Genomic DNA, 19,600 nt, shown 5'->3' with positions numbered 1-19,600 from the left:
CGAGAACTGCATTGAAGATCCTGGTCATCGGCGCTGGCGGCCGCGAACACGCCCTGGCCTGGAAGCTGGCCCAGTCCGCGAAGGTCCGTGAGGTCATCGTCGCCCCCGGCAATGCAGGCACCGCCACCGAGCCCAAGTGCCGCAACGTGGACGTCAAGGTCACCGATCTGGACGGCCTGCTGGCACTGGTCGGCACCGAAGGCATCGGCCTGACCGTGGTCGGCCCGGAAGTGCCGCTGGTGGCCGGTGTGGTCGATCGCTTCCGCGCCGCCGGGCACCGCATCTTCGGGCCCACCGCCGCCGCCGCGCAGCTGGAGGGCAGCAAGGCGTACGCGAAGGACTTCCTGGCCCGTCACAAGATCCCGACCGCGTTCTATGCCGTGCATACCGACATCGAACCGGCGCTGGCCTACCTGCGTGAGAAAGGAGCACCGATCGTGGTCAAGGCCGATGGTCTGGCCGCCGGCAAGGGCGTGATCGTGGCGATGACCCTGGCCGAGGCCGAGGACGCGGTGCGCGACATGCTCTCCGGCAATGCCTTCGGCGATGCTGGCGCACGCGTGGTGATCGAAGAATTCCTGGACGGCGAAGAAGCCAGCTTCATCTCGATGGTGGACGGTAGGACGGCACTGCCGATGGCGACCTCGCAGGACCACAAGCGCGTCGGCGACGGCGATACCGGCCCGAACACCGGCGGCATGGGCGCGTACTCGCCGGCCCCGGTGGTGACCGATGAGGTGCATGCGCGCGTGATGCGCGAGGTGGTCAACCCGACCGTGCAGGGCATGATCGCCGACGGCATTCCATTCACCGGCTTCCTCTATGCGGGCCTGATGATCGATGCCAGCGGCGCGCCGAAGGTGATCGAGTTCAACGTGCGCTTTGGCGACCCGGAAACCCAGCCGGTGATGCTGCGGCTGCAGTCGGACCTGGTGGATCTGGTCGAAGCGGCGATCGATGAGCGCCTGGACACCGTGGAGGCGCAGTGGGATCCGCGCCCGTCCCTCGGCGTGGTGATGGCCGCCTCGCCGTATCCGGAGACCCCGATCACCGGCGACGTGATCCATGGCCTGGAGGCGGTCGCCGCGACGGCCAAGGTGTTCCATGCCGGCACCACGCTGGACGCGCAGGGCCAGGTGCTCAGCGCCGGCGGCCGCGTGCTGTGCGTCGCTGCGTTGGGCGGCACGGTGGGCGAGGCACAGCGCAACGCATACGCCGGCGTCGGTGCGATCCACTGGACCCATGAGTTCCACCGCCGCGATATCGGCTGGCGGGCGATTGCGCGCGAACAGGGCTGAGGCGGGTCAAGGGCAGCAACGGCTGCCGTGCAGCGCAAAGGCCCGGCATTGCCGGGCCTTTGTTCTAGAGGACGGCGTCGAGGCCTTTCCGGTCGATCAGGTTCAACAGTTTCAGCGATGGCCCACTGGGCTTCTTGTCGCCCTGCTCCCAACTGCGCACCGTTGAAACGCTGGTGTTCAGCACGCCTGCGAATACCGGCTGGCTGAGCGCAAGCGATGTGCGAAGTGCACGGATCTGGGCGCTGCTGTACGTGGGCACCGGCTCCAGGCACAGGGCGTCGTAGCAGATCAATCGACGCTTATCGATGACGCCATGCGCATGCAGGTGGACCGCAGCATCGTGCACGGCCTCCAGAAGCCGGCTCTTCGGGCGCCGCGGCTCAAGTGTCTTTGTCATGACATATCTCCTGCAGGTCGCTGCACTTCACGGCGCGATCCAATTGTGTCGAGCTCATTCCCAGAAATTCCGAGGCATACAACTGGAGCGCATCCCGTTCCGTACCGCTGATTGTCGCGCGCTCGTTCTTCTCATAGCCGAAAAGGAAGAACCAACTGCTGCCCCGTGGGGCCGCGATGATGGTCCGGACACTCCCGCGCTTCCCGCGGCCGGGCAATCGAACCCGCTTCTTGAAGATGCCACCGCCCAGGTCAGCATCCACCAGGCCTCGCCGCATCTCTTCCACCGCGCGGCACAGGGCTTCGTCGCCGAGCGTGGACCTTCGCAGGCTGCGGTTGAAACTCCGGGTTCGGAAGACACGCTGCATGATCATACCGTGCCACTTAGTGGTACGGCGTGAACATCGGCAGGTGGCGTCACCGTCTGTTGGAAAGATCAGCGGCGAGATACCGGTATAGCGCTACCGGAACAGAAAAGGCCCGGCATCAGCCGGGCCTTTTTGCGTAACCGCGCCAGTCACTGCATCACGCAGTAAACAGCGCCTTCATCTTCTTCAGGGCATTCGCCTCGACCTGGCGGATGCGCTCGGCCGACACGCCGTACTCATCGGCCAGCTCCTGCAGCGTCACCTTGCTGTCCGCGTCCAACCAGCGACGGCGGATGATGTCGCGCGAACGCGCATCCAATTCGGCCATGCCTTCGCGCAGCAGCTGCAGCTGATTGTCTTCGCTGTCCATCCGCTCATACGCCATCGAAGGATCTTCTTCGTTGGCCCGCAGGTAGGCAGCCGGCGACGGCGGCGCATGATCGTCATCGTCATCGCTGGAGAGATCGAAACCGATATCGCGACCCGACAGGCGCGACTCCATCTCGAGCACTTCGCGCTCGGACACGTTCAGGTCCTTGGCCACCGCGCTGACTTCGGCCGCGTTCATCCAGCCCAGGCGGGTCTTGGACTTGCGCAGGTTGAAGAACAGCTTGCGCTGCGCCTTGGTCGTGGCGACCTTGACGATGCGCCAGTTCTTGAGGATGAACTCGTGCATTTCCGCACGGATCCAATGCACCGCGAACGACACCAGGCGAACGCCCATGTCCGGGTCGAAACGCTTCACCGCCTTCATCAGGCCGATGTTGCCTTCCTGGATCAGGTCGCCCAGCGCCAGGCCGTAGCCGTTGTAGCCGCGGGCGACGTGCACCACGAAGCGCAGGTGGGAATGGACCAGCTCGCGCGCGGCGTCCAGGTCCAGCTCGTCGCGGAAGCGGCGGGCCAGATCCTGCTCGTCATCGACCGACAGCACCGGGATCTGGTGCACGGCACCGATGTAGGCGTCCAGCGAACCGAGCGCACTGGGAATCGGGAGATTGTTTGCCACAAGGGCAGTAGAGGTGTTCTGGCTCATAGCACTCATCTTAGCAGTCCCGGAATTGGACTGCTAAAGGGGAAAGAAGTTCCAGCGTTCTGTTCATGGGACGCTGGCACCGAAGACACCCCTAACGTACCGCGAAATGATGACAGTGGCGAGAGGCTGGAAACAAACCATCAAACCCCATGAAATCAACAGGATAGACGGATGAATTGGGCGCTGGCGCGTGTTTTCTGGCTGAACAGGCTGCCGGAAGCGCCCATTCAGCCCGGAAAGGTTGTCGGCAGTTCAGCCAGGCATGGCCTGGCTCTACCCCCCTGCGCTCCCATGCACCCACCGAAGCCAACCGCCAACACCGCGATCCCCGGTAGTGCCACGCCATGCGTGGCAGCCCGAACTCACCGGAGCCCATTCCACGCCATCCGTGGCAGGCCCGAACCCACCGAAGCCTAGTAATACCCCGCCATGTTCAAGAAGAACCCCTTCTGGTCGTACTTCAGCTCGGTCATGTCATCGCTGAACTCGGTGAAGTTGTAGCCCACCCCGACCTTGAAGTTCTCCCCCACCCGGCGGTCCACGCCCACCAGCCAACCTTTGCGCACGCCGCCGTCGCGCACCTTCAACCACCGGTGCTCGGCCAGGCCTTCCCATTGCGCGAACAGGCGATAGCGCAGTTGCAAGGCAGCGAAGTCGGCACGGCTGTCCAACCACGCCCCCTCACCGCGCCCGGTGCGGTAGTCACCCCAACGCGAGGCCAGCTTGCCGGCCACTTCCCAGCGCGCGCCCAGCTGGCGGATCCCTTCGAGCGAAAGGATCTGCGACCGCTGGTCGTACAGGTTGCCGCCCTCCTGCCCGAGCGAGGCCACGTCGTAGAGATAGGTGAACTTGCCGAAGCCGGCCCAGCGCGTGTTGTCGTGCGGGCGCCAGGCGAAGCCCATGTTGGTCTCCACCAGCTTGGCGTCGGCCAGGCGGTCGATGCGGTCTTCGGTATCGGCGTAGTTGGCGCGCAACGCGAAACGCCAGTCCTCGTTGAGCTTGTACAGCAGGCGGTTGGTGGTCACCCACTGCTCGCGCTGCTCGGCGCCACTGTCGCGGCGGTACTCCAGCTTGCTGTTCCACTGCGCCACCGCATCGGTGCGCCCGCCACTGACGCTGTAGGCGCGGCGGTCAACGCGGCCCACGGTGGAATCCAGCTCGCCGTCCATGATCGTGAAGCCCAGGTTCCAGCCCTGCGCGGGATAGAAATCCATGCCGAAGGTATGCACGAGGCCGGCGCTGTCCTGGCGGCGATCCTTCAGATACTGGCTCTCGTTGTAGACGTTGACCTGGTTGCTCAGCCGCCAGCGCTGGCCCAGCGTCCAGCCACTCTGCAGGCCGGTATCGAACAGCGGATCGGTGCCGGTGCGGTCGGTGCTATAGCTGTAACTGCCGTAGAGGCTGTGATCCGGTGCCATGCGGTACTCGCCATCGACCTTGGCACCATGACCGCGGCTGCCACCACTCACTTCCGCACCGACACTGCTGCGATCGCCGAACAGGTACCGCGCGCCGAGGGTCAGCAGGTCATTCTTCTCATAGGCACCGCCGTCATCGTCCAGCGTGACCTGGCCGGTGCCGTACACCTCCCACGAGGCCCCGAAGCGCTGGCGGTAACCGATCGCGGCCAGCAGTGCGTCCACGCTCTGCAGTTCCTGCTCCTCGCGCACGCGGCGCAGTTCACCGGTCAGCTGGCCGTCGTTGCCCAGCCGCCACTCGGCGGTCAGCTGGCTCTGCTCCAGGGCAAGTTCGCCCTGTTCGGTGCGGGTGTGTCGGCCATACAGACTGAAATCGTCGTTGAGGTAGCCAAGGAACTCGGCGCCGTACTCCTGGATCGGCAGGCCGGTATCCTGGCGCGCGACCGAGAAGCCGGCATCGACGTCGCGCCACCATGCCCCCAGGCTCCAGTCCTGCGTGGTCCAGCCCAGCTCGCGCAGGTTGGCCCGCGCTTCCACTGCACTGGCGGTGCCCGAGCGCCGGCCTTCGTACGGGTTGCGGCGGATGAAACTCAGGCCGCCGTTGTCCGAATAGAACACCGGGGCGGCGGTCGCTTCGGTGCGGGTCTGCTCCATCTTCAGATAGGTGCCACGCCCTGCCTGCAGGGTGAGGTCGGCGCCCTTGAGGCTGTAGTTCTCACCGCTGCGGTTCTCGTCGATCCAGGTGCCGCCGATCGCCACGTGGTCGCCGATCCACTGCCGGCCACGTGCGCCGTAGGTCACGTCATTGCTGCTGAAGCCCAGCGGCACGTATTCGTAATCCACCAGCAGCAGCTGGTCGTAGCCATCGAGCGGCATGTCGCGGGTGATGCTACGCACGTTCTCGCGGGTCAGCTGTGCCAGCGGCCGGGTCAGGATCAAACGGCCCTGCAGCGTGTCGATCTCGTAGTCCACGCCTTCCTGCAGCGTGGCGCGCGTTTCGGTGCGGCCGGTAGTGCGGTCGCGCACTTCCAGCACCACCTGTTCCGAGCCGGGCAGCACGTCGGTATGGCGCAGGTAATACAGGCTGCCGCCGGTGCCGAGGAACTCACTGTGGCCTGGTGCGGACTGCGCTTCCGATCCAAACACCTTCACCTGCGAGCGTGCCTCGCCCAGCGGCGTGGCCTCCAGCGACCGCCAGTTCAACGCACCGCCGTACAGCGAGCGCACGTACTGGCCGTACTCGGTGCCGGTGATGCCGGTGGCGTAGTTGCCCCACACGGCCTGGCTCTGGTCCCAGTCCACGCGCAGGTACAACCGCCCCTGCGTATCCACGTCGCGATACGTGGTGGAGTCATCGCCATACACCGGGTAATACAGGTCCGGATCCAGGCGGCGGAACACGTCCTGTGCGTCGGCCTGGGTGAAATCGCGGAACAGATACTTCAGCTCACGGTCCTGGGTGTCGGCCTGTGCAGTGACCAGGTATTTGCCGCGCAGCTTGCCCTTCAGATAGAACGCCAGCCGGCCTTCGCTGAGGAAACTGTCATCGTCACGATCATCGGCGGCGAGCGGCTGCAGATTGCCGCTGGCGCTGTTCTTGGAGACGGTGACATCGGCAATGGCGACCAGGAACAGGTAGCGGCCGGTGACATCCACATCCAGCTGACGCTGCGCGGAGGGTGCATCGCGTGATTCCACACTGACGTCGTAGCGATGCTCACCCACCGGCTCGAGAAACTCGGCCGCGAACTTCTGCTCCAGATCGACCGGGAAGTCCTGGCCGTTGATGCGCACGCGGCTGTTGGGCTCCAGGTTGCGGCCATACAGGCGCACGCGCGACCCGTGGATGGGGATGTTCTGCAGGCGGAGCATGCTCTGCCCATAGATGCTGTTGCTGAGCTGCAGATCCTGCGCGCTGTCGCCATCCAACGCCTGGCCAAGTGTCTTCTGCACGCTCTCGCGGGTGATCTGCAGGCCACGGTCGAAATCGGCCGGGGTCACCAGTTGGATGCGCTGGAGGCGGGTTTCATCGAACGCACCACCGGCGCCGTAGGCCCGCGCCACGTAGATCAGCTCATCGCCGGTACGCAGCTTGATCTGCGGCGGCAACTCACCGCTCCATTCGGCATCGCCGACGTAATCGGCCGGCAGCTCGATGCGGGCCAGCGGCGTGACCAGATCCGTGTCGGTGCCGCGATACAGCGTCACCTCCAGTGTCTGGATGAAGGAGGCGTAGTTGTTGTAGCTGTGGAAGCGCAGCGGGCGGATCACCCGGCCGTTCTCGAACGGCACCGTGGCGGCCGCCTGCACGCTCAGGCTGGGCGGCACCATGGTCGGGTCTTCGGTGGCCCACACCACGCCGCCGTTGGGCAGCTCGGCCATGAACTGGCCCCCACGCGCGGCGACATCGGGGGTGACTGCCGGCGATGCCGGCACCGCGCCGGCCGCGGGAAGCTCCGCGCGGACGGGTAGCGGCAGCTCCGGCTCGCTGTCATCGAGGATACGCAGCAGCAGCCCGTCATCGTTGCGGCAGCTGTCGGCCTCGCAGCGGATCGGCGCGGGGGTGGGAACCGGTGTGCCCTGCTGGGCGGCCGCCGGCAGGGCCAGCAGCAACACGCTGGCCAGGCCGACGATGAGGCGGCGGGAGATCGGGCTCGGAATCAGGGTCATATCCATGTCAGCGCCCCTCTCCGGTCATGCGACCGGAACTGGCAGGCTCGGGGGGATCGTCCAGGCGCAGGCGATGCAGTACGCGCCCGTCGGCGCCCAGCACCTCGACCGTGGTTGCCGTGGCGATCGGGCCGGGCAGCTGTGGGCGTAGTGCCTCACGCAGCACCTGCGCACGCTGCAGGGCGAGCGGCGCCTGCCCGGCGGCAGCGCTGAGCTGCAGGCGCCCGCCACCGCGCGACACCAGTGCTTGAGCGGCCGTTGTGATCACCGGCGCGCGGTCAGCGTCCAGCCGTGCCGTGCCGGGGGCGAACAACGCGTCGCCGAGTTCGATCCGCGCGGGGCGCGATGCCGCAGTGGCAGTCGGCACGGTCGGATTCGATGCGGTCGTGCTCAGCGCACCCTCGGGCATCCGCACGCCGAAGTCGAAGCGCGCCGGCAGCCCAGGCGTGATGCGACGGACCAGCGGATTGGGCGTGGTGAAGCGCGCACCGGCCGGCAGCGTGGACGGATCCACCTTGAGGATGAAGTTGCGCCCGCGCGCTTCGCCACCAGGGATCCCGACCAGGTGGTAGCGGCCGAAGGCGTCGGTTTCCATCAGCAGGCCTTCCACCGCTGCGATGCGCACGCCGGGAATGCCGCGCTCACCGTCATCCTGAATGCCGTTGCCGTTGCGGTCGTCGAACACGCTGCCCACGATCAGGCTTTCATCGAGCAGTGGATCGGTGGTGATCTCCACCTCGGCCGAGGCGACGTTGCCGATCGTGCGGTTCTCGCCGTCGATGGCGGTGATGCGGTTGGTATGCACGCCCGTACCAGTACCCGCACCGACACGCAGGTAGTACACCACCGTGGCCCGCTCACCCGCCGCCACATCGATGCCATCGATGCGCAGCGGCTGCACGCCACTGGTGCGCGCGTCGTTGTCGGCATCGATCACCGCAAAGCCACCGCGCACGAAGGTGAAGCCCGGCGGCAGCGTATCCAGCAGCGTGGCGCCGTTGGCATCCACCTCGCCGACGTTGTCGATGGTGACGGTGTAGCGCACCAGGTCACCGATCTGCGCGCTGCGCTTTGCGGCCACCTTGGTCAGGCGCAGCACGGCCTGCTGGCCGGCCACCGTCACCGCGACATTGGCCTCGGCGCACATCGGGGTCGGGATGGATACATCGCAGACCCGGTAGCGGAAGCTGTCGGTACCGGCGAAGTTGGCCGCTGGCGTGTACGTGCACAGACCGTTGGCGCACTGCACGGTGCCGTGCGCCGGTGCCACCGCGACCTGCAGCGAGGCCGGATCCAGCGGTGCGGTGCGGGCGCTGTCATTGGCCAGTACATCGATCACCTGCGGCCCGGCGGTTTCAGCGGTCATGGCGTCATCGGCCAGGGTGAGTACGTTCGGGTCCACCATGACCGTGACCGTCGCACCGGCACACATCGCCGGATCAGCCACGTCGCAGACCTGATAGTCGAAGCTCTGCTCACCGGAGAAGTTGGCCAGTGCAGCGAAGCGGATGCGGGCACGCGGCATCACCGTCGCGGTGCCGTAGGGCGGCGCTGCGGTGATGGTCACGCTGACCGTGTCCGGATCGATCGGGGTGCCGTTGACGCGGTCGTTGCCCAGCACGTCGATTTCGATCACGCCGTCCTGCGGTATCTCCACACGGTCATCCGTGGCGTCCACGCCGGGTTCGCCGGCGATCACCGTCACGGTCACGTTGCCGGTGTCGCAGACGGTGGGCTGGTTGAGCAGGCAGATCGTATAGGTTGTGCTGTAGCTGCCCGGGGCCAGCCCGGCGGCGACATCCACCCAACCGTCGGCGCTGAAGCTCAGTGCGTTGGTGGCCACCGGCGCGAAACTCACCTGGGACAAATCGAGCGATGCGGCGTTGAACGTGTCATTGGTGAACACGTTGAGCAGCCGCACGCCGCCGGTCGGACCGACCGGACCGCCGCTGTCGTCCACCGCCAGCAGGGCACCGACGGGGCCTTGTATCCGGACGGTGGCGATCGCGGTGGTGCAGTTGGTCGGCACGCCGTTCTCGCACAGCTGGTACGCCAGCTGCACCTGGCCGGGCTGCACACCGGCCGCGACCATGATCTGGCCCTGGTTGTTCATCGTGTAACCGGGCGTGCTGCCGGTCAGGCTCGCGACCACACTGCCGACCGGCGGCGGGGAGACGTTGTTGAAGCTGTCGTTTTCCAGCACCGAGCGGGCGATGGTGCCGCCCACCGCCGGGTCCACCGGCGTGCCGGTGAAGTCATCGTTGACCGCCAGCACTACGTTGACCGAGGCGGTCAGGGTGAGCGTCACGGTGGCATCGCCACACTGCGCGCTGTACGGCGCGGGCAGGCAGACCCGATAAGTGAAGGTCAGCGGGCCCGCGGTGCCCGAGGGCGCGGTGTAGGTGAAGCTGCCATCCGCGTTGAACAGCAGGCCCGGCAGCGTGCCACTGGTGAGGGTGTAGAGCGCATCGGGCGCGGCGTTGTCATTGAGGCCGACGTTGCCTGTGAGCGGCAGACCGGCAAGCACGGTGAAGCTGTCGTTCTGCGGTGTCGGCGTGATCACCACGGTCACAGTGGCGGTGGCGCAGTTGGCCGGCGCGGCCGCTTCGCAGATCTGGTAGGTGATCGGCGTGGCGCCGGATGCCGCGCCGGTGCCGACGCTGATCGTGCCGTCTGGATTGATCGTGACCGCAGCAGGTGCGCCGACCAGGCTCAGGATCACATCGGCGGGCGGCGGTGGGCTGATCCCGTTGAGGCGATCGTTGGCCAGCACACTCGTGGACGAGCTTCCCCCCGCCACGACGTTGGTGAGCACGTCATCGCCCGCCACCAGGGTGCCGTTGTTGATGTTGATGGTGACCGTGGCCGTGCCGCAGGTCGACGCATAGGGCGCGGGCAGGCACGTCAGGTAGGTGAAGCTGACCGGGCTGGGCGTACCCGGCGGCGGAGTGTAGGTGAACGCACCGGTGCCGGTCAGGATCAGCCCGGCCGGCGTGGCGCCCTGCACGGTATAGAGCGCGGCAACCGGCATGTTGTCGTTGCTGGCCACGCTGTTGCTCAGGGTTTGACCCACCTGCACCGAGAAGGCGTCGTTCTGAGGTGCCGGGCTCACCACCACGGTGACGCTGGCGGTATCGCAGTTGCCCGGCGCAGCGGCTTCGCAGATCTGATAGGTGATGGCGGTGGCCCCGGAGGTGACGCCGGTAGGCACGATGATCCTGCCGTCGGTTCCGATGCTGAAACCGGCAGGTGCGCCGACCAGACTCAGCACCACATCGCCAGCCGCTGGCGGCGACACGCCGTTGAGGCTGTCATTGGCCAACACGCTGGCAGCGGAGGTGGTCCCCGGTGCAACGCCGGTCAAGGTGTCGTCAGCGGCCACCAGTTGGCCGTTGTTGATGCTGATGGTGACGATTGCCTGTCCACACAGGCTCGCGTTCGGGGCCGGCAGGCAGACCTGGTAGGCCACGCTGACCGGACCGGTCACGCCAACGGCAGGCGTGTAGGTGAAACTGCCATCCGGGGTGAACAGCAGCCCTGCCGGCGCGGTACCCTGCAGCGTGTAGAGCGCACCGGCCGGGGTGTTGTCGTTGGCGGCAACGGTGTTGGTCAAGGTCTGCCCCGCCTGCACCGCGAAGGCATCGTTCTGCGGTGCGGGGGTCACCACCACGGTGACACTGGCGGTGTCGCAGTTGGACGGCGCAGCCGCTTCGCAGATCTGGTAGGTGATCGTGGTCGGCCCGGAACCGACGCCACTGCCGACACTGATCGTGCCGTCGGGATTGAGGGTGAAACCACCTGGTGCGCCGACCAGGCTGAGGATCACATCGCCGGCCGCTGGCGGCGACACCCCATTGACGCTGTCGTTGCCAAGTACGCTGCTGCCCGTGGTCGCCCCGGGCAGCACGCCGGTCAAGGTGTCATCGCCCGCGCTCAGCGTGCCGTTGTTGATGTTGAGGGTGACGGTGGCGGTCGCGCACAGACTGTTGTTCGGCGCCGGCAGGCAGGCCTGGTAGGTAAAGCCCACCGGCGACACCGCACCGACCGGCGGGGCATAGGTGAAGCTGCCATCGGAAGTGAAGGTCAGCCCTGCCGGTGGCATGCCCTGCACGGCCCAGGTGGAGCCGGCCGGCATGGCGTCGTTGGCGGCCACGCTGCTGCTCAGTGTCTGTCCGGCCTGCACCGAGAACGCGTCGTTCTGTGGGGCCGGGCTGACGATCACGGTAACGCTGGCGGTGGCGCAGTTGCCCGGCGCCGCCGCTTCGCAGATCTGGTAGGTCAGCGTGGTGGGACCGGCACTGACCCCGGCGGACACGGCGATGGTGCCGCTGGGCGTGATCGCAAACCCACCCGGCGCACCGACCAGGCTCAGCACAACGCTGGCCGACGCCGGCGGTGAGACACCATTGAGGCTGTCGTTGGCCAGCACGCTCGCCGCCGAGGTGGTGCCCGGCGCCACGCCACTCAGCGTGTCGTTGCCGGCGAGCAGCGTGCCGTTGGCGATGTTCAGGGTGACAGTGGCCGTGGCACACAGCGACGTCGGAGCCGGCAGGCAGGCCTGGTAGGTGAAGGTGACCGGACTCGGCGTGCCGGCCGCCGGTGTATAGGTGAACGAACCGTCCGGAGTGAAGACCAGGCCGGTCGGCAGCGGGCCCTGCACCGCGAACGTCGCACCGGCCGGCATGCTGTCATTGCTGGCCACGCTGTTGCTCAGGCTCTGCCCGGCCTGCACGGTGAAGGCATCGTCCTGCGGCGTGGGGGTCACGATGAGTGTGACGGTGGCGGTGTCGCAGTTGCTCGGCGCAGCTGCCTCGCAGATCTGGTAGGTCAGCGTGGTGCTGCCCGATACCACGCCGGTCGCCACGCTGATGGTGCCTGCCATGGTGATGGCAAACCCGGCCGGTGCGCCCACCAGGCTCAGCTGCACGTCGCCCGGAGCGGGCGGGCTGACCGCATTGAGGGCGTCGTTGGCCAGCACGCTGGTGCTGGACGTGCCGCCGGCGACGATCTCGCCGAGGGTGTCGTCGACGGCGACCAAGGTGCCGGTGTTGACGTTGAGCGTGACGGTGGCGGTGTTGCACAGGGCGGCATCCGGCGCGGGCAGGCAGGCCTGGTAGGTGAACGTCACCGGGCTGGCGGTGCCGAGCGGCGGCGTATAGGTGAACGTGCTGTCGGCATTGAAGGTCAGGCCGGCTGGTGCGGTGCCCTGCACCGCCCAGGTGGACCCGGTGGGCAGGCTGTCATTGGCGCCGACATTGCCGTTGCTGATCGTGCCGCCGACCTGCACCGCGTAGGCATCGTCCTGCGGCGCAGGTGCGATCACCAGCGAGACCGTGGCGGTATCACAGTTGGACGGCGCAGCGGTTTCGCAGATCTGGTAGGTCAGCGTGGCCGGGCCGGAGGTCACCGTCAGCGGCACGCTGATCGTGCCGTCGGTGGCGATGCCGTACCCGACAGGTGCACCGACCAGGCTCAGCTGCACGCTGCCCGGTGCGGGCGGGCTCACCGTGTTGAGTGCATCGTTGGCCAGTACGCTGGGCGTGGCTGCGCCCGGCGCAATACCGATGAAACTGTCGTCGCCAGCAACCAGCGTGCCGAGGTTGACGTTGACGGTCGCCGTGGCGAGACCGCACACCCCACTATTGGGCGCGGGCAGGCAGGTCTGGTAGGTGAAGGTCACCGCGCCGGCGGTACCGACCGGCGGGGTGTAACTGAAGCTGCCGTTGCTGTTGAACACCAGCCCGGTCGGCGCGGTGCCCTGCACGGCCCAGCTCGAACCGGCCGGCATGCTGTCATTGGTGGCAACGCTGCCGCTGGTGATCGTCTCGCCTGCCTGCACGGCGAAGGCGTCGTTCTGCGGCATCGGCGTGACCACGAAGCGGATCACGGCGGTGTCGCAGTTGGTCGGCGAGGCGGTCTCGCACACCTGGTAGGTCAGCAGCGTGGCGCCGGCGCTCACCCCGGCCGGGACCTGCACGGTGCCATCGTTGTTGATCACGAAGCCAGCCGGCGCCCCGACCAGCAGCAGCTGCACGGTGGCAGACGCCGGCGGAGTGACGCCGTTGAGCGAATCGTTGGTCAACACGCTGGGCGTGGCGGAGCCGACACTGACCGGAGCGGCGAAGGTATCGTCGTTGGCCACCACCGCATTGACGCTGATGTTCAAGGTCGCCGTGGCGGTACCGCACACAGCTGCGTCAGGTGCGGGCAGGCAGGCCTGGTAGTCGAAGGTGACCGGGCCGATGGTGCCGGCCGGCGACGTGTAGGTGAAGCTGCCGTTGCTGTTGAACACCAGGCCCTGCGGCGGCGATGCCACACTCCAGCTGGAACCGGCCGGCATGTTGTCGTTGGCCGACACGCTGCCGGTGCTGGGCTGGCCGGACGGCACCGCGATCACGTCATCAAGCGGCACCGGACGCACCACCAGGGCGATGTTGGCGGTGGCGCAGTTGTTGGCGGCCGCCACTTCGCAGATCTGGTAGAGCAGCACGATGGCGCCGGTGGGCGCGTTCGCCGCCACCGAAAGCGTGCCGTTGGAAGTGAGCGTGAACCCGGTGGGCGCGCCGACCAGCGACAGCGTCACGCTGGCGGCGGCTGGCGGGGTCACCCCGTTGAGCGCGTCATTGGTCAGCACGCTCGGCGTGCTGGTACCCGGCGCGATCGCTCCGAAGCTGTCGTCGGCGGGCACCAGCAGGCCGTTGTTGATGTTCAAGGTGGCCGTGGCCGTGCCGCACACGGCGCTGTTCGGCGCGGGCAGGCAGGCCTGGTAGACGAAGCTGGCCGGGCTGGTGGTGCCGGCCGGCGGCGCATACGTGAAGCTGCCATCGGTGGCGAACGTCACGCCTGCCGGCGGCGTGCCCTGCAGCGTGTAGAGCGTACCGATCGGCATGTTGTCGTTGCCCGCCACGTTGGCGCTGAGCGTCTGTCCGGCCTGCACGGTGAAGGCATCGTTGGCCGGCGCCGGGGCGACCACCAGCGCGATGCTGGCGGTGGCACAGTTGGTCGACGCGGCCGCTTCGCAGATCTGGTAGGTCAGCGTGGTCACACCGGCCGGCGCACCCGCCGCCACGGTGACCGTGCCATCGGCGGCGATCGCAAAACCGGTCGGTGCACCAACCAACGACAGGACCACCTCAGCGGCCACCGGCGTGGCGCTGTTGAGGGTGTCGTTGGTCAGCACGGACGGCGACGCGGCACCCGGCGCGAGCGGAGTGGTGAAGCTGTCGTCGATCGCCACCAGGGTGCCGCTGTTGACGTTGATCGTCGCGGTCGCGGTGGCGCATGCCGCGGCATCCGGCGCGGGCAGGCAGACACGATAGTCGAAGGTGATGGCCCCGGTGAAACCGGCCGACGGCGTGTAGCTGAAGGTACCGTCGGCCGCCAGCACCAGGTTGTCCGGCGGGATGTTGAGCACCGTGAACTGTGCCCCTGCCGGCGCATTGTCGTTGCTGGCCACCGAGCCGTTCAGTACCTGCCCGGCGGGGGTGGACAGCGCATCGTCCACTGCCGATGGCGCAACCACCAGGCGTACCGTGGCGATGGCGCAGTTGGCCGGTGCCGCCGCTTCGCACAGCTGATACGTCAGGTTCTTCACTCCCGCAGGCGTTCCGGGTGCCACCGTCACCGCCCCCTCTGCGGTGATCGCCAGCCCGGCCGGCGCACCCACCAGCGCGACCTGCACATCGGCCACGGCCGGCGGCGTCGCACCGTTGAGCGCGTCGTTGGCCAACACCGAGGTAGTGCTGCCACCGGTCACCGGATTGATCGGCGTGGCGCTGAAATCGTCATCGTTGGCGGCCAGGGTGCCCACGGTGATGGCGATGCTGGCGCTGGCAGTGGCACACAGGGCCGCGTTCGGCGCTGGCAGACAGACCTGGTAATCGAAGTTCACCGGCGTAGCGCCACCCACCGGCGGCACGTAGCTGAAGCTGCCCGACGGGGTGAACGACAGCCCCGCCGGCACTGTGCCGGTGACGCTGAACACCGCGCCCGCCGGCACGTTGTCGTTGTCACCTACGTTGCCGTTGAGCGCCTGCCCGGCCGCCGTCGAGAACGTGTCATTGGTAGCCGAGGGGGTGACCACCAGGCGGATGGTCGCGCTGGCGCAGTTGCCGGGCAGCACCGCCTCGCACACCTGATAGGTCAGAACCGTGGCACCGCCGGTGGCGCCGACGGGCACCTGCAGCAGGCCGTTGGCATCGAGGGTATAACCGGCCGGCGCACCGACCAGGCTGAGCAGAACGCTGCCTGCCGCCGGCGGCGTGGTGCCATTGAGACTGTCATTGAGCAGCACGCTGGTCGCGCTGCCGCTGCCGGGCGACAGCGGGGTGGCGCTGAAGTCGTCGTCCAACGCGACCAGGGTGCCGGCGTTGACGTTGATCGTGGCACTGGCACTGCTGCACTGCGCGCTGTCCGGTGCCGGCAGGCAGACCGTGTAGGTGAACGCGACGGGCCCGGTGACGCCCACTGGTGGGGTGTAGAGGAAGGTGCCGTCCGTGCCGAACTCCAATCCGTCCGGCACGGTGCCGGTGACTCGGAATACTGCGCCGGTGGGCACGTTGTCGTTGCTGCCGACGGTGCCTGCCAGCAACTGTCCCACCGGGGTGGAGAAGACATCGGCGGCGGCGAGCGGCGACACCACCACGCTGATCTGCGCCGAGTCGCAGTTGCTGGGCAGCGCCGCTTCGCACAGCTGATAGGTGAGCGTCACCGCACCGGCCGGCACGCCACTGCCGATCGTCAGTGTGCCGTCGGCCAACAGCGTGTACCCCGGCGGCGCACCGATCAGGCTGAGCAGCACATCGGCCGACGCGGGCGGTACCGTACCGTTGAGGCCATCATTGCCCAGCACCGATCCGGCGCTGCCACCCGTGGCGGGATCGATCGGCGTTGCGCGGAAATCATCGTCGTTGGCGACCAGCGTACCGGCGTTGACATTGATCGTCGCAGTCCCACCCGAGCACACCGCGGTGTCTGGTGCAGGCAGGCACGTCAGGTAGGCGAACGTCACCGCGCCCTGGGTTGCCACCGGCGGAGTGTAGGTGAAGCCGCCATCGGGGTTGAACACCAGCCCTGCCGGTGCCGTGCCGCTGAGGCTGAAGCCCGCGTTCACCGGGACGTTGTCATTACCGGCCACGCTGGCACTCAGCGCCACGCCGACCAGTGTACTGAAGGTGTCGTTGACCGCCACCGGCGCCAGCAGCAGTTGCACCGCACCGGTGTCGCAGTTGGAGGGCAATGCCGCTTCGCACAGCTGGTAGCTGACGTTCACCGCGCCGGCAGCAGCGCCGCCGGGAATCGAAAGGGTGCCGTTGCTGTTGATCACGTAACCGGCCGGCGCACCGATCAGACTCAGGATCACCTGTGCCGGTGCCGGCGGAATCGCACCGTTGATGGTGTCGTTGCCCAGCACGCTGTTGGTGGTACCGCCGGTGGCGGGATTGAGGATCGCGCTGCGGAAATCATCGTCGTTGGCGACCAGCGTGCCGGCATTGACGTTGAGGGTGACCGTGGCGGTATCGCACACGCCCTCCAACGGTGCGGCCAGGCAGGCCTGGTAGGTGAAGGTGGTGGTACCGGTGTACTGCGCCGGCGGGGTATAGGTGAAGCTGCCATCGACGTTGAACACCAGCCCGGCAGGTGTGGCACCGGACACTGCATACGTGGTGCCGACGGCGACGTTGTCGTTCACTGCCACGTTGCCGCTGACCGGCGTGGCCACCTGCGTGGTGTAGGCGTCGGCCACTGCATCCGGCGCGATCACCACCGCGATGGAGGCGGTGGCGCAGTTGCTGGTCCCGGCCTGGCACACCTGGTAGCTCAGGCTGATCGGACCGGCCGGAACGCCGGCGGGCACCTGCAGCTGGCCGTCCGGCTCAAGCGTGTAGCCGGCCGGCGGTGCGTTGATCAGCGACAGCGTGGCCTGCGCCGGCAGGATCGCGACGCCATTGAGGGTGTCGTTGCCGAGCACGCTGGCGGTCAGGCCACCAGCACCGGTCAACGGCGTGCCACTGAAATCATCGTTGCCGGCGACGATCGCACCGGGACTGACGTTGATGGTTGCGATGGCCGCATCGCAGATACCGGCATTCGGTGCCGGCAGGCATGCCTGGTAACGGAAGGTGTCCGGCCCGGTATAGGCGGACTGCGCGGTGTAGCTGAAGCTGCCATCGGCGTTGAACGTCACCGTGCCGTGTGCGGCCACGGCCAGCAGGCTGAACTGCGCACCTACGCCCACGTTGTCGTTGCCGGCCACATTGCCGGTCAGCGCGATGCCCGCCGTGGCCGAAAACGCGTCGTCGACCGCATCGGGTGCGACCACCAACTGCACATTGGCAGTGGCACAGTTGGTCGGCGCGGCCAGTTCGCAAACCTGGTAACTGAAGCTCACCGCGCCGGCCGCCGCACCCACCGGAACCGATACCTGCCCTGCCGTGTTGACCGCGTAGTCGGCCGGCGCGCCGGTAAGGGTCAGGGTGACCGCGGCGGGCAGGGCCGCCGCACCGTTGAGGGTGTCGTTGCCGAGCAGGCTGATCGTGGAGGTGGTGCCCGGCTGCAGCGGCGTGACGAACACGTCGTTGACTGCGGCGATCAGGTTGGCCTGCACGTTCACACTCACCGTAGCGGTATCGCACACGCCGACATTCGGCGCCGGCAGGCAGACCTGGTAGGTGAACGAATCCGGTCCGGTGTTGCCGTTGATCGGCGTGTAGCTGAAGGTGCCATCGGCGTTGACCACCGCGGTGCCACGGGGGGGCGGGGTGCCCAGCGTGTAGGCCGAGCCGCTGGCGATGTTGTCGTTGCCGGCCAGGCTGCCAGTGGCCGGTTGTCCGCCACCGGGCGTGGTCACCGTGTCGTTGACCGCATCGGGGCTCACCACCAGGTTGGCGGTGGCCGTTGCACAGTTGGCCGGCAACGCGTTCTCGCAGAAGCGGTAGGTCAACGCCAGCGGGCCGGCTGCCGCAGTGACCGGTACCTGGATGGCCCCGTTGCCGGTGATGGCAAACCCGGCCGGCGCACCCACCAGGCTCATCGTCACCTGGGCCTGCGGCACCGCGCCGCCGTTGAACGTGTCATTGGTCAGCACGCTCGGGGTGAGCCCGCCCGCACCGGACGGCAGGGGCGTGGTGAAGGTGTCCTCAGCGGCCACCAGCGCATTGGCATTGACCACGATCGAGGCGGTCGCGGTGGCGCACACGCCGCCATTCGGTGCCGGCAGGCAGAGCTGGTACTGGAACGAGGTCGCCGTGGCGATGCCCCCGGCGGGCGCATAGACGAAGCTGCCATCAGCGTTGAGGGTGAGCCCGGTCGGCGGCGTGCCGACTGCGCTGAAGGTTGCGCCGGCCGGTGCGTTGTCGTTGCTGGCCACGGTGCCGCTGAGCGACGCCACGCCACCGGTCGCGTTGAAGCTGTCGTTCACCGCGGTCGGGCCGATGATCAGGCTCACCGTCGCGGTGGCGCAGTTGGTCGGCGAGGTGTTTTCGCAGATCTGGTAGGTCAGCGTGGTCGCCCCGGCGGCCGCACCCGCGGGCACGGTGATCACGCCTGCGCTGTTGATGGTGAACCCGGACGGTGCGCTCTGGAGCGCGATGATCAGATCGGGTCCGTTCACCGGCGCGCCGTTGAGCGTGTCGTTGCCGAGCACGGTGGGCGTGCTGCCGCCCGTGGTCGAGGAGATCGGCGCAGTGAAGGCATCGTTGTTGGCGACCAGCGCATTGGCCTGTACCGGCACGGCCGGCGTGGTGGCGCTGTTGTCGCCCGGCGTCGGATCGGTGGTACCGATGGGCAGCACCAGCGACACGCTGTTGGCCGGCACCGTGGCCGGTGTGCTGGTGGGTGCGGTGCCATTGACCAGCAGCACCACGCTGTCGCCGACCGCGACACTGACCTGCACGTTGATCGCGTTGCCACTGCCATTGCCCTGCGCGCACGAGGAGGCGGTCGTGGTGGCCTGGCAGGTCCAGCTGACGTTGGTGAGCAGCGCGGAAACGGTGTCGACCACGCCCACGCCCGAGGCCGCCGACGGGCCGGCGTTGTTGACCTGGATGCGGTACTGCACCGGCCCACCGGCGGCGACCGGGGTGGCACTGAGCAGGGTCTTGGTGACACTCAGCTGGGCCTGCAGCGCCAGTGCGTTGCTGTCGGTCGCGCTGTTGTTGCCCAATGCGGGATCGGCCACGTCGGTCGGTGCGGTGACCGTGGCGGTGTTGTTGAGCGGGTTGGGGTAGCCCTGCGCCAGCAGCGGCGGCGGCAGCAACAGCGCCAACAGGGCCACCGCATGCGCGATGCTGGCCGACGCCCTGCCTGCCCTGCGATGCGTGCCGTTAGCTGCCATGCGTTCATCCTCGAAAGCGGCCAACGGCCCTGGTCGGTCCATTCGGCTGTGGTGGTCCTGTCCATCCCGACGCAGGGCGACTC

The 19,600-nt window shown here is 67.6% G+C and carries 6 protein-coding genes; 1 reads left to right on the top strand and 5 read right to left on the bottom strand.

The window, feature by feature from the left end:
• The first annotated feature begins 11 nt into the window (after positions 1 to 11).
• Positions 12 to 1,298, top strand: a complete 1,287-nt coding sequence (gene purD / locus EDF74_RS10020; RefSeq protein WP_123729997.1) for a phosphoribosylamine--glycine ligase — start codon at positions 12 to 14, stop codon at positions 1,296 to 1,298.
• Between the two features lie 64 nt (positions 1,299 to 1,362).
• On the opposite strand, the gene EDF74_RS10015 is transcribed toward purD, so the two are convergent.
• From EDF74_RS10015 to EDF74_RS09995, 5 genes are all read right to left on the bottom strand, one after another.
• Positions 1,363 to 1,695 (bottom strand): helix-turn-helix domain-containing protein, encoded by a 333-nt coding sequence (locus tag EDF74_RS10015; RefSeq protein WP_123729996.1) that lies wholly within the window; start codon positions 1,693 to 1,695, stop codon positions 1,363 to 1,365.
• On the bottom strand, positions 1,679 to 2,062 hold the full coding sequence (locus tag EDF74_RS10010) for a type II toxin-antitoxin system RelE/ParE family toxin (protein ID WP_184997186.1): 384 nt from the start codon (positions 2,060 to 2,062) through the stop codon (positions 1,679 to 1,681). The genes EDF74_RS10015 and EDF74_RS10010 overlap by 17 nt, the downstream gene beginning before the upstream one ends.
• Positions 2,063 to 2,219: 157 nt before the next feature.
• Positions 2,220 to 3,095, bottom strand: a complete 876-nt coding sequence (rpoH, locus tag EDF74_RS10005) for an RNA polymerase sigma factor RpoH (RefSeq protein ID WP_019183519.1) — start codon at positions 3,093 to 3,095, stop codon at positions 2,220 to 2,222.
• Positions 3,096 to 3,508: 413 nt separating this feature from the next.
• Positions 3,509 to 7,189, bottom strand: coding sequence for a TonB-dependent receptor (locus tag EDF74_RS10000; protein WP_260232239.1), 3,681 nt, complete (start codon positions 7,187 to 7,189; stop codon positions 3,509 to 3,511).
• A 1-nt stretch (position 7,190) separates the two neighbouring features.
• Positions 7,191 to 19,517 (bottom strand): Ig-like domain-containing protein, encoded by a 12,327-nt coding sequence (locus tag EDF74_RS09995; protein ID WP_184997184.1) that lies wholly within the window; start codon positions 19,515 to 19,517, stop codon positions 7,191 to 7,193.
• Between the last annotated feature and the right edge of the window lie 83 nt (positions 19,518 to 19,600).

The organism is Stenotrophomonas rhizophila (genome assembly GCF_003751305.1).
GTDB lineage: Bacteria > Pseudomonadota > Gammaproteobacteria > Xanthomonadales > Xanthomonadaceae > Stenotrophomonas > Stenotrophomonas rhizophila_B.
The sequence above is the reverse complement of the archived record's forward strand: the minus strand, read 5'-3'. Positions and strand labels throughout refer to the sequence as shown.